Here is a 20,900-nt window from a genome sequence, read left to right on the forward strand (position 1 = left end):
ATAAGTCAATGCAGCCAAGGAGGACCATGATGAGCGGACTACGCCTTGCCCACGACACCTGGGTTCTCGTCGGCGACGGAGAGAAGGCGCTCTTCTTCCGCAACGAGGGGGACGCCGCCTATCCGAACCTTGTCGTCGAGAATGTCTTCGCGCAGGACAATCCGCCCAATCGCGAGCAGGCTACGGACGTGCCGGGCCGCATGAACCGTGGCCGGCCCAGCAACAACAAGAGTGCCATCGAGCCGACGGACTGGCACCGTCTCGCCAAGGATCGATTCGCGAGCGAGGTGGCAGAAACACTCTACCGGGCGGCTCACGAAAAGCGATTCGAGCGGCTTGTCGTCGTCGCTCCGCCGCAGACGCTCGGCGAATTGCGCAAGGCCTTCCACAAGGAGGTCAGCGAGCGCATCGTCGCCGAGGTGGACAAGACGCTCACCTCCCACCCGGTCTACGATATCGAGAAGGTCCTGACGGCCTGAAGTGCCTGCGCCAGCCGCCAGGCGGTGCCGCGCGGGCGCTCCTGCAAAAGCCCCATGGCTGCCGGCGGGTGTTGCCACGCCGCGCGTTGCGTTGTCAGCTATCGGAATGGCGCAACGAGCGAGGGGAGCGTACCGGCGATGGGGTGGGCCCTGGAGAGTTTCGAAGCCGATACCGTTTTTCGCCTGCCTTGGCCGGAGACCGGCGACGAGGTGCGGTTCGTGGAACGCGCTGGCGGGTTGTGGTTCGTCGCGGCCGACGTTTGCCGGTCCCTGCGCTTCACCTTGAACCGGGCCGGCGCCATCAACGTCACCCAAGCGCTCGCCTGTGTCGGTCCCGATGACAAGATGCTGGTGCGGCTGGAGACGAGCCCGGGCACATTTCGGCCATTCACGCGCTACATGCTGGTGTCGGAAGCGGGCCTTGAAGCGCTTGTGGCCGAAGGGCTCGCCCGCCGCGCGCCGGCCGTCGATGCCGTCGATCTGCCGGCTGTCGCCCGGCTTGTACGCTCTGCCGCGCGCAATCTCGTCGTGGCCCTCGGCGGCCGGACGGACTCGGCGTCGCACGGAAGCGGCGAAGCGTGCCGGAAGGCGGCACCGCGCCCCGCGGTCGGGGGCTGACGTCGGATGCGGTCTCAGCCGTGCCGGGTCGCCCGCTCGAGCGCGGAGGACAGGTCATCGTAGAGATCCTGCGGATCCTCGATGCCGACCGACAGGCGCAGGAGATCGGGCGGGCAGGGCGATCCCGCCCCCTCGATGGAGGCGCGATGCTCGATCAGGCTCTCGACGCCGCCGAGGGAAGTCGCCCGTTTCCACAACTGGACCTTCGCGGCCGTCGCGATGGCCGCCTGTGGGCCGGCTGCGAGCCGGATCGACAGCATGTAGCCGAAGCCGTTCGCCATCTGCCGGGCCGCGACGGCATGGCCAGGGTGGCCCGGCAGGCCCGGATAGAGCACCTTCGCCACCGCGGGATGAGCGGCGAGCCGTTCGGCGAGCGTTGCAGCCGAGGCGCTCTGGGCCGCGGCGCGCAAGTGGAAGGTGCGCATACCGCGCATCAGGAGATAGGCCTCGAAGGGGCCGAGGATGCCGCCCTGGCCCCGGCGGATCGTCGTGATGCGCGCCCAGAAGTCGTCCTCTGCAGCGGTGACGAGGGCACCGGCGACGACATCCGAATGGCCGTTGAGGATCTTTGTCGCCGCATGCATCACGATATCGGCGCCGAGCGCCAGCGGCTGGCTGTGGAAGGGCGAGGCGGTGGTGGAATCGACCGCAAGGCGCGCGCCGGCTGCATGGGCGATCTCGGCGGCGGCGGCAATGTCGGTGATCGTCCACAGCGGGTTAGACGGGGTCTCAATCCAGACGAGTCTGGTGCGGCCGGGCGTGACGGCGGCGCGCAGTGCGTCAAGATCGGCGGTATCGACGAAATCGACGAGGAGGCCCCAGCGCCTGGCCTCGTTCGCCAGCCAGTGGCGCAGCGCCCAGTACATCACGGTCGGCGCGACAATGTGGTCGCCGGGGTCGAGCGCCTGGAAAAGGGCAGTGGCTGCGGCCATGCCTGAGCCGAAGAGCAGCGCCTCCTTGCCCCCCTCCAGCATGGCGAGGACGGCCTCGGCCTCGCGCGTCGTGGCGTTGTCGGGCCGGCCGTAGACGTAGCCCGACGAATAGGCGTTGTCCTCGTCCCGGATATAGGTCGTCGCGACATGGATGGGCGGCACCACGGCCTTGGTCACCGGATCGGTGACACCCATGGCCTGCGCGGCGAGGGTGCGGGCGGACCAGGGCTTCTGGGGCGCGGTCATGGGAAGCTCCTTGCGGCGCGCGAACCGGGATGCGTGCATATGACGCCAGCCGGCAGGCGACGCAAGCGGCGCGACGAAGCGTCCGACTGCGCCGGGCGCATGGCGGTGGCCGCCTTCAGCTCAACGCGTCCCGCACGCTCGTGCGCAGGTCCGCCAGTGAGAAGGGTTTTGTCAGGACGTCGATGACGATGCCGTCGAGGGAACCTGCCCGCTCGCGCTGGTCGGCGAAGCCGGTCATCAACATGACCGGAAGCTCGGGGTAGGAGCGCTTGGCCGCATGCGCGAGGGCGATCCCGTCCATGATGGGCATGCGGATATCGGTGAGCAGGAGGTCGAAACGGCCCTCGTGCTGGTCGAGACGGGCAAGGCCGTCCTCGCCGTCGATGGCCGTGACGACCGCATGGCCGTCGATCTCCAGCCCGCGCTTCAGGAAGCCGCGGACGCCTTCCTCATCGTCGACGAGCAGAATATGCGCCATCGTCACTGCTCCTTGCGGTCCTTGTCTTCTGTCTCCACGACGCCGACGAACGGCAGTTGCCGGTAGCGGTGGGCGACGTCCATGCCGTAACCGACCACGAACAGGTCCGGGCATTCGAAGCCGATGTAGTCGGCATCGATCTGCACCGCGCGCTTGCCCGGCTTCTCGAGCAGGACGGCGGATTTCACGGTGCGCGCGCCGCGCGCCATCAGAAGGTCTTTTGCGAAGGCGAGGGTGCGGCCCGATTCGAGGATGTCGTCGACGAGCAGCACGTCGCGGTCGCGTACGTCGCTCTCGACATCCTTCAGGATTTCGACCTGCCCGGAGGAAACGGTTGCCTCGCGATAGCTCGACATGTGCACGAACTCGACCTGCGGCTCGAGCCCGGCCCTGTGCAGCGCGCGAATGAGATCGGCCGCGAACATGAAACTGCCCTTGAGCACGGCGACGACGAGCAGGTCGTGCGGCTTGGAGGCCGCTACGGCCCTGGCGATGTCCTCGTTGCGGGCGGCGATCTTGCTCTCGTCGAACAGAACCCGGATGCTCTTGGTCTGCATGGTCTGGCCTTTATCGTTGCCCACGGCGAAGCGCACGCTGCCGCTTAGCCGCCACCGGCGATGGGTGCAAGTAGGACGGGCGGGCAGGGTCCGGGCGCGGATCCATCCGCTGCCGGGGCGCCCGCGCCTCCGCGCGTATGACCCTATAGGCGTTGGCGCGGGAAGGACAGACAATGGGCATGGCGAATCAGGCTGGCTTGCGCGGCCTGCCCCGGGTAGGACAGGCATCCGCGTAACACCAATTGGTCGGCCCTCATGGTTAACGAACCGTGAACGCGCCGCGGCCGCGAGGAGGTGACTGGTGGTTCGTTTCGACAATGTCGGACTGCGCTACGGCATGGGGCCGGAGGTGCTGAGAGACCTGACGTTCTCGATCGAGCCGCGCTCGTTCCAGTTCCTGACCGGCCCGTCGGGCGCGGGCAAGACGACGCTGCTGCGCCTCATTCTTCTCGCGCTCAAGCCCACGCGGGGCCTCATCACGCTGTTCGGCGAGGATGTATCCCAGATCGGCGGGGACGCGTTGACAGCCCTGCGCCGGCGCATGGGCGTCGTCTTCCAGGACTTCCGGCTGCTCGACCATCTCACCACATACGAGAACGTCGCTCTGCCGCTGCGCGTGCAGGGGCGGGAGGAAGCGGGCTACCGTGCCGAGGTGGTGGAACTGCTGCGCTGGGTTGGCCTCGGCGAACGCATGCACGTGCTGCCGCCTGTGCTCTCGGGCGGCGAAAAGCAGCGCGCGGCCATTGCCCGCGCCCTCATCGCCCGGCCGGAGCTACTCCTTGCCGACGAGCCGACCGGCAATGTTGACCCCAGCCTCGCCAGACGCCTGCTGCGCCTCTTCGTGGAGCTCAACCGGCTCGGCACGTCGGTGATCATCGCCACGCACGATCTTGCGCTCATGGATCAGGTGGACGCTCGGCGCCTGGTGCTTGGCGAAGGCCGCCTGCATATCTACGAGTGATCGCATGATGCGCCGCGCCGAACAGACCACCGTCCAACCGGTCGCAGAGCCCGACCTCGGGCCGCTGCCAGAGACGCTGCGGCGCAACCAGCCGCTCGTCCCGGCCGATTCGGTCGCCGGCCGGGCGCTCGTCACCGTCATCGCCATCCTGACCTTCCTCGCCGCGCTCGCGGCCGGTGCCGCCGAGCTCGTCGCCGGCGCCTCGGCCGAATGGCGCTCCTCGATCTCGCGCGAGGTCACCATCCAGGTGAAGCCCAACACCCAGCGTGACATCGAGGCCGATGTCGCCACTGCCACCGCGGTGGCGGGTGCCGACCCGCAGGTCGATTCCGTCTCCGTCTATTCGAAGGAGGAGGCGGAGCGGCTGCTGGCGCCCTGGCTCGGCACGGGGCTCGACCTCGTCGAACTGCCGGTGCCGCGGCTTGTCGTCGTCCGCCTCAAGGGCGGCATCACGCCGGACCTTGCCGGCATGAAGCAGCAACTGGCCGAGCAGGTGCCGACCGCGAGCCTCGACGATCACCGCATGTGGATCGCGCGCCTGTCGACCATGGCGGGCACCCTCGTCGTCATCGCGCTCGCCATCGTCGGCCTGGTGCTCACGGCGGCGGCGCTGGCCATCGCCTTCGCGACGCGCGGGGCCGTGGCGAGCAGCCGCGAGATCCTGGAGGTGCTGCATTTCGTGGGCGCGGATGACCGCTTCATCGCCCGCGAGTTCCAGCTGAGGTTCCTCGGCCTCGGCCTCAAGGGCGGGGCCATCGGCTGCCTGGCGGCCATCCTGCTCATCGCGGCGCTCGGCTTCCTCGCCGGCTACTGGCGCGCGAGTCCGGGCGGCGATCAGATCGAGGCGCTGTTCGGGGCTTTCGACATCGGCTGGCGCGGCTATGGCGCCGTCGTCGTGGTGGCGGCGATCGTCGCCGCCGTGACGGCGCTCGTCTCGCGCGTCACGGTGCGCCGTCACCTGAGTGGGCTGGGCTGACAACGCGTGGCTGTGCGCGCTTTCTGCCTAGTGCCCGCCGCATTCGTCGTTATGCTGCGCGGCGAAAGGTTGAAAGCATGAGCGTCGTGGGCAACGAGCCGGTCGCGGTCGATCCTGCCGAAGGCGAGCCGTCCGCCGTGGCGACGGCAGTGCCCCCGCGGCGCGGCAGGGGATGGCTGGTGCTGCGCCGTGGCGTGGCTGCGACCGGCCTTCTCGCCTGCCTTGCCTTCGCCGTCGGCTTCTTCGTGTTCACCGACATGGTCGGGCGCGCGGAGCGGCGGGTGAACGCGAGCGCCGATGCCGTGGTGGCCCTGACCGGCGGCGCCCAGCGCATCGCCGATGCTGCCGACCTGCTGAAGCAGGGCTATGCTCGCCGTCTCCTGATCAGCGGCGTCAACAAGCACACGACGCCGGCCCAACTCGCCGATCTCAACCCGGAACTCGGCGATCTCGTCGACTGCTGCGTCGATCTCGACTACCGGGCGCGCAATACGATCGGCAACGCCATCGAGACGCGGCGCTGGGTGCAACAGCACGCCTTCCGCTCGCTGATCGTGGTGACGTCGAACTACCACATGCCGCGCTCGCTGGTGGAGCTCGGCAATGTCCTGCCCGAGACCGAACTCGTGCCGCATGCCGTCTCGGCCGACCGCATCGACACAGAGCGGTGGTGGCGCGACCCCGTGGCCGCGAAGCTGCTCTTCATGGAATATCTGAAGTATCTCGTCGCGGTGGCGCGCACCTATGTGGAGCGCGATCCGGAAGATTCGCGCGTCGCGGTCTTCGTCGGCGGCCGCAAACCGGTTGCGACCGTTCCCGTGCTGCGCTAGGCGGTCAGCGGCGCGCCGGCCCGCGCGCGCAGATGCCGCCGGATGCCATGCTCGCTCTCCGTTCCCTCGCCTTCAACATCGCCTTCTACGCCAACCTCGCCGTGTGGCTCGTCATCTGCCTGCCGACGATGCTCCTGCCGCGGCGCGCCCTGATGGCGGTGGCGCGCGGCTGGGCCCGGAGCTCCCTGTGGCTCCTGCGCGTCATTGCCGGCACGCGTCTCGAGGTGCGCGGCCTCGCCAACATCCCGCAGGGGGGCTGCCTCGTCGCCTGCAAGCACCAGTCGATGTGGGAGACCTTCGCGCTCGTTCCCTTCTTCTCGGATCCCACCTTTATCCTGAAGCGGGAGCTCATGTTCATCCCCTTCTTCGGCTGGTACCTGTGGAAGGCCGACATGGTGCCCGTGAACCGGCGCGGCGGCGCGCGGGCGATGGTGCGCATGACCGAGAAGGCGGCCGAGGAGGCGCGCGACGGCCGCCAGATCATCATCTTCCCCGAGGGCACGCGCCGGCCGCCGGGCGCCGAGCCCGCCTACAAATACGGCATCGCCCATCTCTACGGCCGGCTCGGCGTGCCGTGCCTGCCGGTCGCCCTCAACTCCGGCCTCTACTGGCCGCGCCGGCGCTTCATCCGCCGGCCCGGCACCATCGTGGTCGAGTTCCTGCCGCCGATCCCGGCCGGCCTGCCGCGCGACAGCCTTGTGCCGGCGCTGATCGAAGCGATCGAGCCCGTCGCCCGCCGCCTCCATGCCGAAGGCCTTGCGGAGATCGGCGGGACCATCCAGCCGGCACCGGAGCGGGCGGAGGCCCCGTGATCAGCTGAAGCCTCGGCGCTTGACAACATGGTTAATTTGTTCTCTCTTTGTCCGGAACAAATAGGGAACATGGAGCCGGATATGAGCGCAGTCGTCCAATTTCCCATGCACATGGCGCGCCGTCCCGTCGCGCGCCCGTTGGTCCGCCCGCTCGTTGCGGGGCGCCGGGCCGTGCAGGACGAGGCCCTCCACGTCGCCTCGGGCGGCGATCTCCTGCCGCTGCGTGCCTGGCGCGGGCGCTCGGGGCGCCGCTATGTCGTGTCGGTTTATCCGATGACGGCCATGTGGCAGGAGGCGCATCTCGACGCCGTGCTCATCGCCGTCGCCCGTGACGGTGAGGCGCGCCGCATCGTCGGGGTGCGCGATTCCTCCCCGCTCTCGCCCGAGGGCTTCGACGGCGCCTGGTTCGGGCAGATGCGCGCCTGCGGCGCGGTGGAGCTCCACGTCCACCTCCTCGCCACCAGCGCCGGGGAACGCGCGGCCGTCGCGCGGGACCTGCGCCCCTTCCAGTGATCCGGCGTTGCGGGGCTGGCGTCAGCGCAGCTGCGCGGCCAGCCAGGCGAGCGTTGCGTCATGCACGTCGAGCGCCATGAGGTGCTCGTAAGTGTTCAGCACATATTCGGGATTGGGGCCAGACTGGCCCACGCCCTGTCGCACGATGGCGAGCAGCGCCTCGCGCGGCAGCTCCCCGGCATATTGGCGGTGCCGGCGGTCCGCCACATAGGTGAGGGCGGTCACGTGCCTGCCGTCGTCGAGGCGCACCGGCAGGTAGCGCTCCAGATAGACGGCCGTCGCCTGTTCCCGTGCCCTCAGATAGGCGATCGTTTCGGCGACCTCCGGCCGCGGCACGCGGAAGGCTACCCCCTTGCAGGCGCCGCCGCGATCGAGTCCGAGGACGAGGCCCGGCCGCTCCGGGGTGCCGCGATGGACGTGCGAATAGATGCACAGCGAGCGCCGGTAGCCGGCGAGCCGGGCGGGAAAGCGGTCGATGAAGGGAAAGCCGGGCCGCCACATCAGCGAGCCATAGCCGAAGACCCACAGATCGCCCGATTCGTGGCCCATGCCCTTCCGTCTCGTCGATGAACCGTCTCGTCGATGACAGGCCGTTTCCGCCGACGCCGAAAGCTTGCCCGCGCCGCCGCTTGGCCGCAAGCCGGGTAACAGCTAGGAAGGGGCGGTGCAACAAGGGAGAGGGTGTTGAACCAAAGCGAACAGGTCGACAGCAGCCTGGCCGGCGTGCGCCGCAGCCGCTGGGGGCTCTATCTTCCGGTCGTGCTGCTGGCGCTGCTCGTCGCCGGCTGGTCCGTCTTCTGGTTCAGCGCGCGCGCCCGGGCCCTCGAGACGGTCGAATTGTGGCTGGCACGCGAGGCGGCCGAGGGGCGCCGCTGGTCCTGCCCGCAGCGCTCGGTCGGAGGCTTTCCCTTCCGCTTCGAGCTGCGTTGCGAGAACGCCACCTTCACGGGCGAGACCAACATCGGCCCTGCCACGGGCGAGCTGAAGCGCTTCCTCGCGGTCTCGCAGGTCTATCGCCCGCAGCACGTTATCCTGGAGGTCGAGGGGCCGCTCGTGGCGCGCAGCACGGTCAACGATGCCGGCCTGACGCTGGACTGGCGGCGCTTCGATGCGAGCGTTGTCATCGCCGACGATCTACCCGAGCGGATCGCCGTGAGCATCGCGGAGCCGACGCTTACGGTGAGCGCGCCTGATTCGACCGGGGGCCGTTTCCAGGCGGAGGCCATGGAATTCCATGCCCGGCGTGCGCCCGAGCGCCCCGGTGCCTATGACCTCGCGCTTGATCTGCGCAAGGCAAGTGTGCCCGAGCTAGACGCCCTTCTCGCGACCTCGGACGCCGCGGACATGACATTGCGCGCAACGGTGACCGATGCCGAGATATTGGCCCGTGGCGCCACCCCCACCCGCCTGGAGGCCTGGCGGGAACGCGATGGGGCGGTGGAGCTGACCCGCCTTGCCCTCGTCAAGGGCCCGCAGTCGCTGGAGGCAAGCGGAAGGCTCGGGATCGATGTGCTGCATCGGCCGGAGGGCACCATCGATGCGTCGGTGGCAGGCCTCGAGGGGTTGCTCTCGCGCTTCGGCATCGGCGGCAACGGACTCGGCGGCCTCATCGCCGGAGGTCTCTCCGTGCTCGGCGGCGGCAGGGCCGATGCCCAGGCTCCGGGTGCGCCGGGGATGACCAGGCTGCCGCCCATCCGCTTCGCGGACGGGCGGATCCTCCTCGGTCCTTTCCAGGTGGGCACGGTCGCGCCGCTGCGCTGAGCGGCGGGCCGGTCACTGCCCGTCGCCGTCTCCGCCCCGCCGGCGGCCGAAGTCCGGTTCGGCCGTCTCCTGGCCGACGGCGATGATGTTGCGGCGGATGGCGCGCGTGCGCGTGAAGAGGTCGAACAGCGCCTGCCCGTCGCCCCAGCGGATGGCCCTCTGCAGCGCCGCGAGATCCTCGTTGAAGCGGCCGAGCATCTCCAGCACCGCCTCCTTGTTGTTGAGGAAGACGTCGCGCCACATGGTCGGGTCGGACGCGGCGATGCGCGTGAAATCGCGAAAACCGCCGGCCGAGAATTTGATCACCTCCGACTGGGTGACTTCTTCGAGGTCCGCCGCCGTCCCGACGATGTTGTAGGCGATGAGGTGCGGCACATGGCTGGTGATGGCGAGCACCAGGTCGTGGTGCTGCGCCGTCATCACCTCGACATTTGAGCCGAGCGCGCGCCAGAAGCTGCGCACGGCGTTGACCGCAGCGGGATCGGCGTCCTCCGGCGGGGTCAGGATCGACCAACGATCGATGAAGAGCGTCGCAAAGCCTGCATCGGGGCCGGAATGCTCGGTGCCGGCGACGGGATGGGCGGGAACGAGATGAACGCCTGCCGGTATGTGCGGCGCAAGCTGGGCAAAGGCCGCGCCCTTGACCGAGCCGACGTCGGAGACGATGGCACCGGACTTGAGCTGCGGCGCGATGGCCTCGGCGACGGCGCCATAGGCGCCGACCGGCACGCACAGGATGACCAAATCGGCTCCGGAGACCGCCGCGGCGGCATCGGTGGTCGCGATATCGGCGAGGCCAAGCTCGCGCACACGCGCCGTCACCTCGGGCGAGGCATCGGCGGCGACGAGCGTGCCGGCGAGCTTCAGGTGGCGCGCCGCCCGCGCGATCGAGGAGCCGATGAGGCCGAGGCCGATGAGAGTGATCCGCTCGAAGAGCGGCGTGTCACGCGGCGGGCCGAGACGGTCAGGCATCGCCCCCTCGCAGGAAATCGGCGAGCGCCGCGACGACGAGGCGGTTGGCCTCGGCCGTGCCGATCGTCAGGCGCAGCGCGTTCGGCAAGCCATAGGCGCCGACCCCTCGCAGGATCAGCCCGCGGGCCGAGAGGAAGGCATCTGCCGCCCTGGCGCCGCGCTTCGCCTCGTCCGGGAAGTGGATGAGCAGGAAGTTGCCGACGCTCGGGGTGACGGAAAGGCCGAGCTTCTCGATCTCCCGCGTCAGCCAGGGCAGCCATTCCTCGTTGTGCGCCACGGAGGCCGCGATATGCGCGTCGTCGGCAAGCGCGGCGATGCCGGCCTCCAGCGCCGGGGCGCCGATGTTGAAGGGGCCGCGGATGCGGTTCAGCGCGTCGGCGACATGCGCCGGCATGTAACCCCAGCCGAGGCGAAGGCCTGCAAGCCCGTAGATCTTCGAGAAGGTGCGCGTCATGACGACGTTATCGCTCGTCGCCACCAGCTCGAGCCCGGAGGCATAGTCGTTGCGCCGCACATATTCGGCGTAAGCCGCGTCGAGCACTAGGAGAACGTGCGGCGGCAGGCCGGCGTGCAGGCGCTTGACCTCGTCGAAGGGGATGTAGGTGCCTGTCGGGTTGTTGGGATTGGCGAGGAAGACGATCTTCGTCCGCTCGGTGACCCGCGCGAGCAGGGCATCGACATCGGTCGTCAGGTTCTTCTCCGGCGCCACCACCGGCGTGCCGCCGGCCGCCAGGATGGCGATACGGTAGACGAGGAAGCCGTGCTCGCTGAACAGGCCCTCGTCGCCCGGGCCGATATAGGCGTGGGTCAGGAGGTTGAGCAGCTCGTCCGAGCCGGCGCCGCAGACGATGCGGCCGGCGTCGAGACCGTATTTGGCGGCGATCGCATGGCGCAGGCGCGTCGCCGATCCGTCCGGATAATAAGAAATGTGATCGGCAGCGGCGCGGACGGCGGCGATCGCATGCGGGCTTGGGCCGAGCGGCGTCTCGTTGGAGGAGAGCTTATAGACCTTCTCGACGCCGGCCGCGGCGCTCTTGCCGGGGACATAGGCGTCGATGCTGAGCACGCCGGGACGAGGCTCGGGACGGGCCGTGACGATGGCCATTGCAATGGGCTCCGCTATCGGACGGGGGAAGAAGAGGCGCCGCCGCCCTGTGAGGGCGCCTCGGGAACGACGAACCGGGCCGCATGGCTGCCGATCTCGGCAAGATGCGCGCGCCCGGCACCGGCGCCGGTCAGCGCCTCTTCGAGGGCGGCAAGCGTCAACGTGCCGGGCATGGAGAGGAGAAGCGAGAGGCCGCCGGCAATGCCGGCCGAGCCGAGCACCTCGGCACCGAGGGCGGAAATGGCGGCAGGGACGGTGTCACGCCATCGCTCCACCCGCGCCGAGACGAGCACGATCTCGCGCACGGCAGCATCGGCCACTGGCTTCGACACGACGAAGACCGGGGTCGCCGCCGGATGATCGGGCCGCTCGATGAACGGCAGGCGCGCAATCACCTTGGGCGCGCCCGCGCCTGTGAGCCGCGCCCACCAGGCGCCCGAGGCGGTACCCTGGTCCGGACGGAAGATGCCGAGATCGCCCTTCGAGGCGGCGACGGCGGCGATCACCTCGGCAGCGCTCGCGTGGGGCACGTAGGGCACGGTGAAGCCGAAGTGGAAGCGCGCGGAATCGCGCATCGGCGCGTCGCCGCCGGAGATGTCGGCATGCACGCGATAGGGCGCCTGCACATAGGTGAAAGTGGCGATGATGACGCGCAGGATGCTCTCGGCCGTGTCGAGCGGCAGGATGCCTCGGTGGCGCGCGGCCAGGCGGCGCATCATGTCCGCCTCGCGCCCGGGGCGGAAGGCGGAGCCCGATTCCTGCGTCTTCTTGACCGCGATCAGCCGGTCGATGATTTCGCCGCGCTCCATCAGCAGACGGTGCATCGCCTCGTCGATGCGGTCGATGTCCTGCCTGAGGGCGGCGAGGTCGACGTTTGGCAGGGTCCGCGACATGTTCCGATCCGCATGAGCTGCCGTCCCGCACGCCATCGCGGGCCAGCAAAGCCGGTCTTGTAGAACGCGGCGCGGCGGAACGCAAAGAGATCGGTGTCGGTACACCATTGCCTTCGACGTATGGCGGCCGCGCATCCGTCTTGCTGCCTTTGCCGTTGACGAGCGGCCCTTTCGTTCACTAGGAAAACGGTTCGGTAAAACGAACGGAGCGCCGCGCGGGTCGGACCGCTCCGGAACGTGTCGGGTGAGGCGATGGTCCAAGGTGCAGTCGCACGCCAGCTGGGGGCTTCGCAGGTGGACGATCCGGCGAGTCCGGTCGCACGCTTCGGGCCGGACAGGCCGCTCGTCATGGACTGCGGCGTCGCTCTGGCGCCCTGGCAGATCGCCTATCAGACCTATGGCGAACTCAATGCCGCGCGGTCCAATGCGGTACTCGTCTGCCATGCCCTGACGGGCGACCAGCACGTCGCCAACCCGCATCCCGTGACTGGCAAGCCGGGCTGGTGGGAAACCATGGTGGGTCCCGGCCGGCCCATCGACACCGACCGCTTCTTCGTCATCTGCGCCAATGTCGTTGGCGGCTGCATGGGCACCACGGGCCCGGCCTCCCTCAACCCGGCGACGGGCAAGCCGTGGGGCATCGACTTTCCCGTCGTCACCATCCGCGACATGGTCCGCGCACAGGCGATGCTCGTCGATCACCTCGGCATCGACACGTTGTTCTGTGTGGCGGGCGGCTCCATGGGCGGCATGCAGGTGCTGCAATGGGCGGCAAGCTATCCCGAGCGCGTCTTCTCGGCCATGCCGATCGCCGCCGCCGCCATCCATTCTGCCCAGAACATCGCCTTCCACGAGGTCGGCCGCCAGGCGGTGATGGCCGATCCCGACTGGCGCCACGGCCGCTATCTGGAGGAGGGTGTAAAACCCGCCAAGGGCCTCGCCGTGGCGCGCATGGGCGCGCACATCACCTATCTCTCCGAGAAGGCGCTGCATCGCAAGTTCGGCCGCCGCCTGCAGGACCGGGAGGCGCCGACCTTCTCCTTCGATGCCGATTTCCAGGTGGAGAGCTACCTGCGCTACCAGGGCGAGGCCTTCGTCGAGCGCTTTGACGCCAACAGCTATCTCTACGTGACGCGGGCGATGGACTATTTCGACCTCGCCGCCGACCATGGCGGCGTGCTGGCCAATGCTTTCCGCGGCACGAAGACACGCTTCTGCGTCGCCTCTTTCACTTCGGACTGGTTGTTCCCCACGTCCGGCTCGCGGGCCGTTGTCCATGCGCTCAACGCTGCGGGAGCCTCCGTCAGTTTCGTCGAGATCGAAAGCGACAAGGGGCACGATGCCTTCCTCCTCGACGAGCCTGAACTCTTCGCCACCACCGGCGGCTTCCTCGCCGCCGCGGCGCGGGCACGGGGGCTGTGATCATGGATGCGACGACAGCCTTTCCGGACCAATTGCCTGTTCGTTCCGACCACCGGCTCGTCGCCGACATGGTCGAGCCGGGGGCACGGGTGCTCGATGTCGGCTGTGGCGACGGGGCGCTGCTCGCGCTGCTCATGCGCGAACGCGGCGTCGACGGGCGCGGCATCGAGATTTCCCGTGAAGGAGTCAGCCAGAGCGTCGCGCGCGGCCTCTCCGTCATCCAGGGGGATGCCGACACGGACCTTGCCGACTATCCGGACGATTCCTTCGACTACGTGATCCTGTCCCAGACCATCCAGGCGACGCGCCAGCCGCGGCAGGTGCTGGAGCACATGCTGCGCATCGGCCGCCGGGCCATCGTCTCCTTTCCCAACTTCGGCCACTGGCGCATCCGCCTCGAGCTCGGCCTCAAGGGCCGCATGCCGGTGACGGAGAAGCTGCCCTATTCCTGGTATGACACGCCCAACATCCACTTCTGCACGATCCGTGACTTCGTGGCGCTGTGCGACGAGGTGGGTGCGCAGATGGAGCGGGCCGTGGCGCTCAACGCCAGCGGCGAGCCCGTACGCGTCAGCGTGCCCTGGTGGGTGTGGAACCTCTTCGGCGAGAACGGCGTGTTCCTGTTGCGCCGGCGGTGACTGGCAGCGTCTCCATTCCTGTTGGGCCCCCACACACCCCGCAAGTGAGGCGAGGAGTGGCAGGCATTTGCCGCGGTAGGGCTCATTCCCGCGCTGCGATCGCTTCGGCGAGGCTCACCGTGCGCCGTGCCATCGCCGCATGCAGGCGTTCGACCATGCGCCCGTCAAGGTTGATGGCGCCCTTGCCGGCGTTCTCGGGCGCATCGAAGGCGGCGATGATGGCGCGGGCGTGCGCCACCTCGGCCTCCTCCGGCGCGAAGGCGGCATTGGCCGCCGCGATCTGGCCAGGATGGATCAGCGTCTTGCCGTCGAAGCCCATGTCGCGGCCCTCGGCGCATTCGGCCGCGAAGCCGTCCGCATCGGAGAGATTGTTGTAGACGCCGTCGAGGATCGAAAGCCCGTGTGCGCGCGCTGCGGCAAGGCTTGTGGCGAGCCAGGGCAGCATGGGCGCGCGGCCGGGCACGAGCCGCGCCCCCGTCTCCTTGGCGAGATCGTTGGTGCCCATGACGAAGCATTCGAGGCGCGTCGCCTGGTCGGCCGCTGCCGCGGCGATCTCGGCAATGTTCAGAATCGCGAGCGGCGTCTCCACCATCGCCCAGATGCGGATCTTGTGCGGGGCGCCCGCTGTCGCCAGCCGGCGGCCGACCGTGGCGAGCACCGCCGGGGTCGACACCTTGGGCAGGAGGATGGCATCGGGCACGCAGGCGATGGCAGCGGCCAGGTCCTCCTCGCCCCACGGCGTGTCGAGGCCGTTGACGCGCACGATCACCTCGCGCGGGCCGAAGCCGCCGGCCGTGACGGCTGCCGACACCTGGGCCCGCGCCGTCTCCTTCGCCTCCGGCGCCACGGCATCCTCGAGGTCGAGGATGACGACGTCGGCCGGCAGGCTGCGCGCCTTCTCAAGGGCCCGGGCGTTCGAGCCGGGCATGTAGAGCGCGCTGCGGCGCGGGCGGATCTCGGTCATGGGCGGGAATGCTCCTTTTCGGCGCTGCAGCATAACGCCTCGACGCCGCCGCGCCACTCATGCAAAAGGTGAATGCTGCCTGTGGACAGGCGGGGTGCGGAGAACGCGGCATGTGGCTGGCGGGGGTCGACGGCTGTCCGGGCGGATGGGTTGCGGCGCTGGCGCCTGCCGCAAAGCCTTTCGTGCCTCGCCTCCTCGTCGTGCCACGGTTCGAGGATCTCTTCAGCCTCGTGGACGCGCCAGCTATCGTGGCCGTTGACATGCCCATCGGCCTGCCGGAGCGCGTCGGTCATGGCGGGCGAGGCCCGGAGGCGTTGGTGCGGCCACTGCTCGGTGGGCGCCAGTCGAGCGTGTTTTCCGTGCCGTCACGCGCAGCTGTCCACGCCGGTGACTATGCCGCCGCCTGCGCCACCGCACTCGCGACTTCTGATCCGCCGCGGCGGGTGTCGAAACAGTGCTTCCATCTCTTTCCGAAGATCCGAGAGCTCGACGCGCTGCTGCGCGGCCGGCCGGATCTCGCCGGCCGGGTGTTCGAGGCCCATCCCGAGGTCGCCTTCTGGCGCCTCAACGGCGAACGGGCGCTCGACCAGCCCAAGAAGGTCAAGGGCCGCCCCTGGCCGGCGGGCCTCGCCCTTCGTGAACGCCTCCTGCGCGCCGCCGGCTTCGGCGACGGCGCGTTCGGCCTGCGCCCGCGCGGTACGGGCCCGGACGACGTGCTCGACGCCCTCGCCAATCTCACCGTGGCCCTGCGGATTGCCTGTGGCGAAGCCCGCAGCTTCCCCGATCCGCCCGGCCGTGACGGCGCGAATTTACCAGTATCCATCTGGACATAAGACAAGCCACGGAGGGTTGGAGGCGTCGCTCCCAGCCGCTATGGTCCGCGCGACCACGGAGGAGAAATCCATGCACGGCACTCTGGCCGAAGGCCCGCTCCCGCGTGCTTCAATCGAGGCCGCCCATGAGAGGATCCGGCCCCACATCCGCCGTACGCCTGTCATCGACCTTGCCGCCGGCGATCTCGGGCTCGAAGGCCCGGTCAATATCAAGCTGGAACTCCTCCAGCACGCTGGCTCCTTCAAACCGCGCGGCGCCTTCAACACGCTCCTGTCGCTGCCCGTGCCGGGGGCGGGCGTTGCCGCCGCCTCGGGCGGCAACCATGGCGCGGCGGTGGCTTATGCCGCGATGAAGCTCGGCTTGAAGGCACGTATCTTCGTGCCCGAGATTTCCAGCGCCCCGAAGATCGCCGCTATCCGAGCCTTCGGCGCCGACATCGTCATCGGCGGCGCCCGCTATGCCGACGCCCAGGACGCCTGCGACAGCTACGTGGCCGATAGCGGGGCGCTGCGCATTCACCCCTTCTCCGCCGTCGAGACGATTGCCGGTCAGGGCACGGTCGGGCGTGAGTGGGAAGAGCAGGTGCCGGATCTCGATACGGTGCTCGTCGCTGTCGGCGGTGGCGGGCTCATCGCCGGTATCGCCTCCTGGTGGTTCGGCGGCAAGGTCAAGGTCGTCGGGGTAGAGCCGGAGGGCTCATGTGCGTTGCACGCCGCGCTCGCCGCCGGGGCGCCCGTCGATGTGCCGGTCGAGTCGGTAGCGGCCGATTCGCTCGGCGCCCGCAACGTCGGGCCGCTCGTCCATGCCATCTCATCGCGTGCCGTCGAGCGCGTCGTGCTTGTGCCTGACGAAGCGATCATCGAGGCGCAGCGCCGCCTCTGGCGCGGCCTCAGAATCGCTGCCGAGCCGGGTGGGGCCACGGCGCTTGCCGCCGTCCTCGCCGGCGCCTATGTGCCGGCCCGTGGCGAGCGGCTCGGCATCCTCGCCTGCGGCAGCAACGTCGATCTCGCCACCCTTGCGGCACTCGCCGCCTGATATCCAAGGAGGACCCGGCACATGGCAAGCGCCCCCTTCCCGAAACGGCTGACGGACGGTTACACATCCTTCGTGCACGAACGCCTGCCGCGCGAGCGCGACCGCTTCGAGCATCTCGCCGAGAAGGGCCAGAGGCCGGAGATCATGATCATCGGCTGCTGCGACTCGCGCGTCTCTCCGGAGGTCATCTTCGACGCCGCGCCGGGCGAGATGTTCGTCGTGCGCAACGTTGCCAACCTCGTGCCGCCCTACGAGCCGGACAAGGTGTCTCACCACGGTACCAGCGCCGCGCTTGAATTCGCCGTCCAGGCGCTGAAGGTGAAGCACATCGTCGTGCTCGGCCACGCCCATTGCGGCGGCATCCGCGCTTTCGCAGGGGAATCCGAGCCGCTCTCGCCCGGCGATTTCATCGGCAAGTGGATGGACCTCATCGCCCCGGCAGCGGAGCGCCTCGGCCCGCGCCGCGGCGGGGAGGCCGAGACGGATTATCTGCGCAAGCTCGAATATGCCGCCATCGAGAACAGCCTCGCCAACCTCATGACCTTTCCCTGCGTGCGCATCCTGGTGGAGAAGGGTCGGCTGGCGCTGCATGGCGCGTTCTTCGGCGTCGCCACGGGCCATCTGCTCGTGCGTGATCCCGAGACAGGCGCCTTCGCACCGGTCATCGCGGACCTGCCGGGGCGGGTGTCGGCGATCGGCTGCACGTAAGAAAGACCGCCGTCATGCCCGCGCCTGTCGCGGGCATCCACGCCAGGACGGGTGCGCAAGGCTCAAAGACGTGGATGGCCGGGACAAGCCCGGCCATGACGAAAAGATCAGTGGTCATTGAACAGGCAACGGCATGCGCGCCGTCGCGCGAGTGCCCGGTCAGGCCGCCTTCTTCTTGGCTGTGATCAGCTTGCGGTTGGCGAGGCACTCGGCGATTTGCACCGCGTTGAGGGCTGCACCCTTGCGCAGGTTGTCGGAGACGATCCACATGGCGAGGCCATTCTCCACAGTGCCGTCCTCGCGGATGCGGCTGATATAGGTGGCGTCCTCGCCCGCCGCCTCGTGCGGTGTGATGTAGCCGCCGGGCTCCCGCTTGTCGACGACGAGGCAGCCGGGGGCCGAGCGCAGGATGTCGCGCGCCTCGTCAGCCGTGATCGGCTTCTCGAACTCGATGTTCACGGCCTCCGAATGGCCGATGAACACCGGCACGCGCACGCAGGTGGCGGTAAGCTTGATCTTCGGGTCGAGGATCTTCTTCGTCTCGGCCGTCATCTTCCACTCTTCCTTCGTGAACCCGTCCTCCATGAACATGTCGATATGGGGGATGAGGTTGAAGGCGATGCGCTTGGTGAACTTGTTGTTCTTCACCTCGCCGGCCGAGAAGATGGCGCGCGTCTGGTCGAAGAGCTCGTCCATGCCCTCCTTGCCGGCGCCGGAGACCGACTGGTAGGTCGACACGACCACGCGCTTGATGCCGGCGGCATCGTGCAGCGGCTTCAGCGCCACGACGAGCTGCGCCGTCGAGCAGTTCGGATTGGCGATGATGTTGCGCTTGGTGAAGCCCGCGACGGCGTCGGCGTTCACCTCGGGCACGATCAGCGGCACGTCGGCGTCGTAGCGGAAGGCCGAGGAATTATCGATGACCACGACGCCCTGGGCGCCGATCTTCGGCGCCCATTCGCGCGCCACATCGCCGCCGGCCGACATCAGGCAGATGTCGACATCGGAGAAGTCGTAGGTCGCGAGGTCCTTCACCTTCAGCGTCTTGTCGCCGTAGGAGACCTCCTGCCCGATGCTGCGGCGCGAGGCGAGCGGCACGACCTCGTCGGCCGGAAAGGCGCGCTCGGCCAGGATGTCGAGCATCTCCCGGCCCACATTGCCGGTGGCGCCGACGACAGCGACCTTGAAACCCATCACGTTGTCTCCTCGAATTTCTCGCTTCTCCCCCTTGGGCGTCGTGCGCCGTCTCGGGCGCCTCCTCTCGCCCCGTGGGGAGAGGACCGGGGGGACGAGCGGACTGTCAGCCGGCCGTTTTGACCGTCAGCGTGGCTTTCGTTTTCGTCAGCGTGCTGAGCGCAAGCAGCGAAGCCATGGAAAGTCCGTCGGTTCCAGTCGCGGCCGAACGAGAGCGAGCCGCACCCGTCTCTGCACCACGGCGGGCGTGTCCTGTCAAGCGCGACGTGGATGCACGGCGCGGCCCGTTAACGTTACTGCAGGCGGCTACCCGTCAACGGGTCGTTGACTCTCCTTGGAGATCGCCGCGCGGCGGTAACTGATGGTCAGGCATATGCGGTGAGCCTTGTCCGCTACGACACCGGAAAACCTTCGGCAACAGAAGGGCAGGGAGCGTGTCCATGACGCGATATCACCAAGGCCGTGCGGCGGGGCCGCCCATGCCGCACCTGTCGTCAGGCGACAGGCTCTACGAGGAATTGGACCGGCCGGTGCGCCGGCGGCCGCGGCGCAGCGCCGCGGCGCGCCTGAAGCGCACGCTCCTGTCCGGGCTGTTCGTCGTCGCCCTTGCCGGCGGCACCTATGTCCTTCAGGCCGCGAAGGGGCCTGAGGGCGCCGGAGTCGGTGACGCACAGTCGGACGTCAGGCTCGCGGAGGATGCAGCGGTGCCGGCGACGCCCGGCCTCGACGCCGCCGTGGCGCGCCCCATCTGGATCCGCGCGAGCGCGCCCGTGCCCGTGTTCTCGCTCGCGGCCTCGGGCATCGGCCCCGGCTTCGGCGACAGGGAACGCAGCTACGAGGCCCAGCATCACGGCCTCGGCGGGCAGGAGGATATTATCGGAATCGGGCGTTTCGCGACGCCGGGCCCGCATCTGCGCCTGTCGGTCTATCGGCCGGGCGGGGAGGCGGGCACTCCGTCCAGTTTCTTCGTCGATATGGTGCGGGCCGCTTCGGAGGCGGGACTCGCCGTCTCCCGCACGTCGGTGCCGCGTGGTGTCACGACGAAGCTGGGCACCATGGAGGTTGCGGAAGCGCAGCTGGTCGGCCATGGCGTCGTGCGCAGTTGCTCCGCCTTTCGCCTGCTGCATGCTGCACCAGCCCTCCGCCTCAGCGGCTGGGTCTGCGGCGCCGATGACAGGCCGCGCGCCGACGCCGCCTTGCGCTGCGTCATCGACGGCCTCGAGCCGGCCGCCTCGCTTGATGACGGAGGCCTGAAGGCTCTGTTCCATGCGGCAAGGCCGGCCGCCACCTGCGGCGCTGCGCCGCGCGTGGCGGAGGAGGCGCTGGCGGCCGATGGTATCGCGGAACTGCTCGCGACCTCGGCCGACGTGCCCTTGCCGCCGGTCCGGCCGGCCTCCTTCGGGCGCACGTGAGCCGCCCGTCACCGCAAGTTGAGCGCCGGGACGGGCGTGTGATGGTCGGCGGCGGCGCCCTTCACGGGCCGTTATGCTATTCTGTGACTAATGGCCGCGCCGATATGGCAAGCGAAGGTTCAGCACCATGCGTCATCTCACCATCATCCTGTCGGCCGCTGCCATGGCGGCCTCCTGTCTTGCCGTCGCCGGTGAGGCATACGCCCAGAGCCGCGTGCGCACCATCACGGTGACGCCGCGCAGCTATCTCGATCCCGGCAAGGTCGTGCCGGTCGGGTCCATGTCAAACTACGTGCTCTCGGGCCAAAGCCATGCCTCGCCCGTCTATGCCAACGTGCAGGAGAAATTCGGCTCCACCGTGCTGCCCCCGCGCATCGGCGGCGGTCGCAATCCCTTCGGCGCGATTGACTTCCAGGCGTCGCGCTGAGGGGGGCGTCATGCCCGCGCTTGTCGTGGGCATCCACGCCTTGAAAGCTCAAGCAAGATCGACGGCGTGGACGGCCGGGACAAGCCGGGCCATGGCGCACGCAAGTTCCTTGCCGCTAAGATATAAACAACGA

General features: G+C 68.9%; 24 protein-coding genes. 15 read left to right on the forward strand and 9 right to left on the reverse strand.

The annotated features are described in order from the left end of the window. Window positions 1–29: 29 nt before the first annotated feature. Window positions 30–479, forward strand: a complete 450-nt coding sequence (locus tag BOQ54_RS02790; RefSeq protein WP_063188357.1) for a host attachment protein — start codon at window positions 30–32, stop codon at window positions 477–479. A 54-nt stretch (window positions 480–533) separates the two neighbouring features. Further along, window positions 534–1,097: a hypothetical protein gene (locus tag BOQ54_RS02795; RefSeq protein ID WP_141659684.1), complete on the forward strand. Its 564-nt coding sequence runs from the start codon at window positions 534–536 to the stop codon at window positions 1,095–1,097. Window positions 1,098–1,111: 14 nt separating this feature from the next. Here BOQ54_RS02795 and BOQ54_RS02800 read toward each other — a convergent pair whose 3' ends face one another. The 3 genes from BOQ54_RS02800 to hpt all read right to left on the reverse strand — a co-directional run bounded on the left by BOQ54_RS02800 (window position 1,112) and on the right by hpt (window position 3,310). Next, a complete protein-coding gene (locus tag BOQ54_RS02800) occupies window positions 1,112–2,275 on the reverse strand; it encodes a trans-sulfuration enzyme family protein (RefSeq protein WP_071923207.1) in 1,164 nt (387 codons plus the stop codon). Window positions 2,276–2,390: 115 nt separating this feature from the next. Beyond that, window positions 2,391–2,753: a response regulator gene (locus BOQ54_RS02805; RefSeq protein ID WP_055459709.1), complete on the reverse strand. Its 363-nt coding sequence runs from the start codon at window positions 2,751–2,753 to the stop codon at window positions 2,391–2,393. A 2-nt stretch (window positions 2,754–2,755) separates the two neighbouring features. Then, window positions 2,756–3,310 (reverse strand): hypoxanthine phosphoribosyltransferase, encoded by a 555-nt coding sequence (gene hpt, locus BOQ54_RS02810; protein ID WP_055459708.1) that lies wholly within the window; start codon window positions 3,308–3,310, stop codon window positions 2,756–2,758. A gap of 337 nt (window positions 3,311–3,647) precedes the next feature. On the opposite strand from hpt, the gene ftsE reads away from it, so the two are divergent. The 5 genes from ftsE to BOQ54_RS02835 all read left to right on the forward strand — a co-directional run bounded on the left by ftsE (window position 3,648) and on the right by BOQ54_RS02835 (window position 7,402). Beyond that, window positions 3,648–4,271 carry a cell division ATP-binding protein FtsE gene (ftsE, locus tag BOQ54_RS02815; RefSeq protein WP_245280552.1) on the forward strand — a complete coding sequence of 208 codons (624 nt, stop codon included), beginning with the start codon at window positions 3,648–3,650 and terminating at the stop codon, window positions 4,269–4,271. 4 nt (window positions 4,272–4,275) lie between these two features. Then, entirely contained in the window at window positions 4,276–5,247 is a 972-nt protein-coding gene (locus tag BOQ54_RS02820; protein ID WP_071923208.1) for a cell division protein FtsX, read from the forward strand. 77 nt (window positions 5,248–5,324) lie between these two features. After that, a complete protein-coding gene (locus BOQ54_RS02825) occupies window positions 5,325–6,077 on the forward strand; it encodes a YdcF family protein (RefSeq protein WP_083585883.1) in 753 nt (250 codons plus the stop codon). 47 nt (window positions 6,078–6,124) lie between these two features. After that, complete coding sequence (locus BOQ54_RS02830; RefSeq protein WP_071924379.1) at window positions 6,125–6,889, forward strand: lysophospholipid acyltransferase family protein; 765 nt, start codon at window positions 6,125–6,127, stop codon at window positions 6,887–6,889. An 81-nt stretch (window positions 6,890–6,970) separates the two neighbouring features. Beyond that, entirely contained in the window at window positions 6,971–7,402 is a 432-nt protein-coding gene (locus BOQ54_RS02835) for a hypothetical protein (protein ID WP_145979709.1), read from the forward strand. A 21-nt stretch (window positions 7,403–7,423) separates the two neighbouring features. On the opposite strand, the gene BOQ54_RS02840 is transcribed toward BOQ54_RS02835, so the two are convergent. Next, window positions 7,424–7,951, reverse strand: a complete 528-nt coding sequence (locus BOQ54_RS02840; protein ID WP_063188278.1) for a gamma-glutamylcyclotransferase — start codon at window positions 7,949–7,951, stop codon at window positions 7,424–7,426. A gap of 135 nt (window positions 7,952–8,086) precedes the next feature. Here BOQ54_RS02840 and BOQ54_RS02845 point away from each other — a divergent pair, with 135 nt between their 5' ends. Further along, window positions 8,087–9,163 (forward strand): DUF2125 domain-containing protein, encoded by a 1,077-nt coding sequence (locus tag BOQ54_RS02845; RefSeq protein ID WP_055459702.1) that lies wholly within the window; start codon window positions 8,087–8,089, stop codon window positions 9,161–9,163. 12 nt (window positions 9,164–9,175) lie between these two features. On the opposite strand, the gene BOQ54_RS02850 is transcribed toward BOQ54_RS02845, so the two are convergent. Genes BOQ54_RS02850 through BOQ54_RS02860 form a run of 3 tightly spaced genes read right to left on the reverse strand, consistent with a single transcriptional unit; the run spans window position 9,176 to window position 12,133 of the window. After that, the gene (locus BOQ54_RS02850; RefSeq protein ID WP_063188281.1) at window positions 9,176–10,135 is read right to left on the reverse strand and encodes a prephenate/arogenate dehydrogenase family protein; all 960 of its coding nucleotides are present in this window, start codon (window positions 10,133–10,135) and stop codon (window positions 9,176–9,178) included. Further along, window positions 10,128–11,240 (reverse strand): histidinol-phosphate transaminase, encoded by a 1,113-nt coding sequence (hisC, locus tag BOQ54_RS02855; protein WP_071923209.1) that lies wholly within the window; start codon window positions 11,238–11,240, stop codon window positions 10,128–10,130. The genes BOQ54_RS02850 and hisC overlap by 8 nt, the downstream gene beginning before the upstream one ends. Before the next feature lie 14 nt (window positions 11,241–11,254). Then, window positions 11,255–12,133, reverse strand: coding sequence for a chorismate mutase (locus BOQ54_RS02860; RefSeq protein ID WP_071923210.1), 879 nt, complete (start codon window positions 12,131–12,133; stop codon window positions 11,255–11,257). A 252-nt stretch (window positions 12,134–12,385) separates the two neighbouring features. Between BOQ54_RS02860 and metX the strand changes: the two genes are divergently transcribed. Both metX and metW read left to right on the forward strand, forming a co-directional pair. Next, the gene (gene metX / locus BOQ54_RS02865) at window positions 12,386–13,555 is read left to right on the forward strand and encodes a homoserine O-acetyltransferase MetX (protein ID WP_055459698.1); all 1,170 of its coding nucleotides are present in this window, start codon (window positions 12,386–12,388) and stop codon (window positions 13,553–13,555) included. Between the two features lie 2 nt (window positions 13,556–13,557). Continuing rightward, complete coding sequence (metW, locus tag BOQ54_RS02870) at window positions 13,558–14,193, forward strand: methionine biosynthesis protein MetW (protein ID WP_055459697.1); 636 nt, start codon at window positions 13,558–13,560, stop codon at window positions 14,191–14,193. Window positions 14,194–14,275: 82 nt separating this feature from the next. Here metW and BOQ54_RS02875 read toward each other — a convergent pair whose 3' ends face one another. Further along, window positions 14,276–15,157: an HpcH/HpaI aldolase/citrate lyase family protein gene (locus BOQ54_RS02875; protein ID WP_071923211.1), complete on the reverse strand. Its 882-nt coding sequence runs from the start codon at window positions 15,155–15,157 to the stop codon at window positions 14,276–14,278. A 110-nt stretch (window positions 15,158–15,267) separates the two neighbouring features. On the opposite strand from BOQ54_RS02875, the gene BOQ54_RS02880 reads away from it, so the two are divergent. From BOQ54_RS02880 to BOQ54_RS02890, 3 genes are all read left to right on the forward strand, one after another. Continuing rightward, window positions 15,268–15,990, forward strand: coding sequence for a DUF429 domain-containing protein (locus BOQ54_RS02880; protein WP_071923212.1), 723 nt, complete (start codon window positions 15,268–15,270; stop codon window positions 15,988–15,990). Between the two features lie 70 nt (window positions 15,991–16,060). Then, window positions 16,061–17,026: a threonine/serine dehydratase gene (locus BOQ54_RS02885; RefSeq protein WP_055459901.1), complete on the forward strand. Its 966-nt coding sequence runs from the start codon at window positions 16,061–16,063 to the stop codon at window positions 17,024–17,026. 21 nt (window positions 17,027–17,047) lie between these two features. Further along, window positions 17,048–17,734 (forward strand): carbonic anhydrase, encoded by a 687-nt coding sequence (locus BOQ54_RS02890; protein ID WP_055459694.1) that lies wholly within the window; start codon window positions 17,048–17,050, stop codon window positions 17,732–17,734. Window positions 17,735–17,893: 159 nt separating this feature from the next. Here the strand turns inward: BOQ54_RS02890 and BOQ54_RS02895 are convergent, their stop codons facing one another. Next, complete coding sequence (locus tag BOQ54_RS02895) at window positions 17,894–18,928, reverse strand: aspartate-semialdehyde dehydrogenase (RefSeq protein WP_071923213.1); 1,035 nt, start codon at window positions 18,926–18,928, stop codon at window positions 17,894–17,896. Window positions 18,929–19,368: 440 nt separating this feature from the next. Between BOQ54_RS02895 and BOQ54_RS02900 the strand changes: the two genes are divergently transcribed. Next, window positions 19,369–20,340, forward strand: coding sequence for a hypothetical protein (locus tag BOQ54_RS02900; RefSeq protein ID WP_071923214.1), 972 nt, complete (start codon window positions 19,369–19,371; stop codon window positions 20,338–20,340). A gap of 127 nt (window positions 20,341–20,467) precedes the next feature. Beyond that, window positions 20,468–20,767, forward strand: a complete 300-nt coding sequence (locus BOQ54_RS02905; protein WP_055459691.1) for a hypothetical protein — start codon at window positions 20,468–20,470, stop codon at window positions 20,765–20,767. Window positions 20,768–20,900 lie beyond the last annotated feature (133 nt).

Origin of the sequence: Chelatococcus daeguensis, from assembly GCF_001887265.1 — a bacterium.
GTDB classification, from domain to species: Bacteria; Pseudomonadota; Alphaproteobacteria; order Rhizobiales; family Beijerinckiaceae; genus Chelatococcus_A; species Chelatococcus_A sambhunathii.

Excerpts from the sequence above, each read along its gene's own strand:
- BOQ54_RS02800 (WP_071923207.1), bottom strand. The coding sequence starts at position 2,275 with ATGACCGCGCCCCAGAAGCCCTGGTCCGCCCGCACCCTCGCCGCGCAG.
- metX (WP_055459698.1), top strand. The coding sequence starts at position 12,386 with ATGGTCCAAGGTGCAGTCGCACGCCAGCTGGGGGCTTCGCAGGTGGAC.
- BOQ54_RS02850 (WP_063188281.1), bottom strand. The coding sequence starts at position 10,135 with ATGCCTGACCGTCTCGGCCCGCCGCGTGACACGCCGCTCTTCGAGCGG.
- BOQ54_RS02875 (WP_071923211.1), bottom strand. The coding sequence starts at position 15,157 with ATGACCGAGATCCGCCCGCGCCGCAGCGCGCTCTACATGCCCGGCTCG.
- BOQ54_RS02805 (WP_055459709.1), bottom strand. The coding sequence starts at position 2,753 with ATGGCGCATATTCTGCTCGTCGACGATGAGGAAGGCGTCCGCGGCTTC.
- BOQ54_RS02880 (WP_071923212.1), top strand. The coding sequence starts at position 15,268 with ATGTGGCTGGCGGGGGTCGACGGCTGTCCGGGCGGATGGGTTGCGGCG.
- BOQ54_RS02835 (WP_145979709.1), top strand. The coding sequence starts at position 6,971 with ATGAGCGCAGTCGTCCAATTTCCCATGCACATGGCGCGCCGTCCCGTC.
- hpt (WP_055459708.1), bottom strand. The coding sequence starts at position 3,310 with ATGCAGACCAAGAGCATCCGGGTTCTGTTCGACGAGAGCAAGATCGCC.
- BOQ54_RS02795 (WP_141659684.1), top strand. The coding sequence starts at position 534 with ATGGCTGCCGGCGGGTGTTGCCACGCCGCGCGTTGCGTTGTCAGCTAT.
- hisC (WP_071923209.1), bottom strand. The coding sequence starts at position 11,240 with ATGGCCATCGTCACGGCCCGTCCCGAGCCTCGTCCCGGCGTGCTCAGC.
- BOQ54_RS02890 (WP_055459694.1), top strand. The coding sequence starts at position 17,048 with ATGGCAAGCGCCCCCTTCCCGAAACGGCTGACGGACGGTTACACATCC.
- BOQ54_RS02820 (WP_071923208.1), top strand. The coding sequence starts at position 4,276 with ATGATGCGCCGCGCCGAACAGACCACCGTCCAACCGGTCGCAGAGCCC.
- ftsE (WP_245280552.1), top strand. The coding sequence starts at position 3,648 with ATGGGGCCGGAGGTGCTGAGAGACCTGACGTTCTCGATCGAGCCGCGC.
- BOQ54_RS02830 (WP_071924379.1), top strand. The coding sequence starts at position 6,125 with ATGCTCGCTCTCCGTTCCCTCGCCTTCAACATCGCCTTCTACGCCAAC.
- BOQ54_RS02860 (WP_071923210.1), bottom strand. The coding sequence starts at position 12,133 with ATGTCGCGGACCCTGCCAAACGTCGACCTCGCCGCCCTCAGGCAGGAC.
- BOQ54_RS02790 (WP_063188357.1), top strand. The coding sequence starts at position 30 with ATGAGCGGACTACGCCTTGCCCACGACACCTGGGTTCTCGTCGGCGAC.
- BOQ54_RS02840 (WP_063188278.1), bottom strand. The coding sequence starts at position 7,951 with ATGGGCCACGAATCGGGCGATCTGTGGGTCTTCGGCTATGGCTCGCTG.
- BOQ54_RS02905 (WP_055459691.1), top strand. The coding sequence starts at position 20,468 with ATGCGTCATCTCACCATCATCCTGTCGGCCGCTGCCATGGCGGCCTCC.
- BOQ54_RS02895 (WP_071923213.1), bottom strand. The coding sequence starts at position 18,928 with ATGGGTTTCAAGGTCGCTGTCGTCGGCGCCACCGGCAATGTGGGCCGG.
- metW (WP_055459697.1), top strand. The coding sequence starts at position 13,558 with ATGGATGCGACGACAGCCTTTCCGGACCAATTGCCTGTTCGTTCCGAC.
- BOQ54_RS02900 (WP_071923214.1), top strand. The coding sequence starts at position 19,369 with ATGACGCGATATCACCAAGGCCGTGCGGCGGGGCCGCCCATGCCGCAC.
- BOQ54_RS02885 (WP_055459901.1), top strand. The coding sequence starts at position 16,061 with ATGCACGGCACTCTGGCCGAAGGCCCGCTCCCGCGTGCTTCAATCGAG.
- BOQ54_RS02825 (WP_083585883.1), top strand. The coding sequence starts at position 5,325 with ATGAGCGTCGTGGGCAACGAGCCGGTCGCGGTCGATCCTGCCGAAGGC.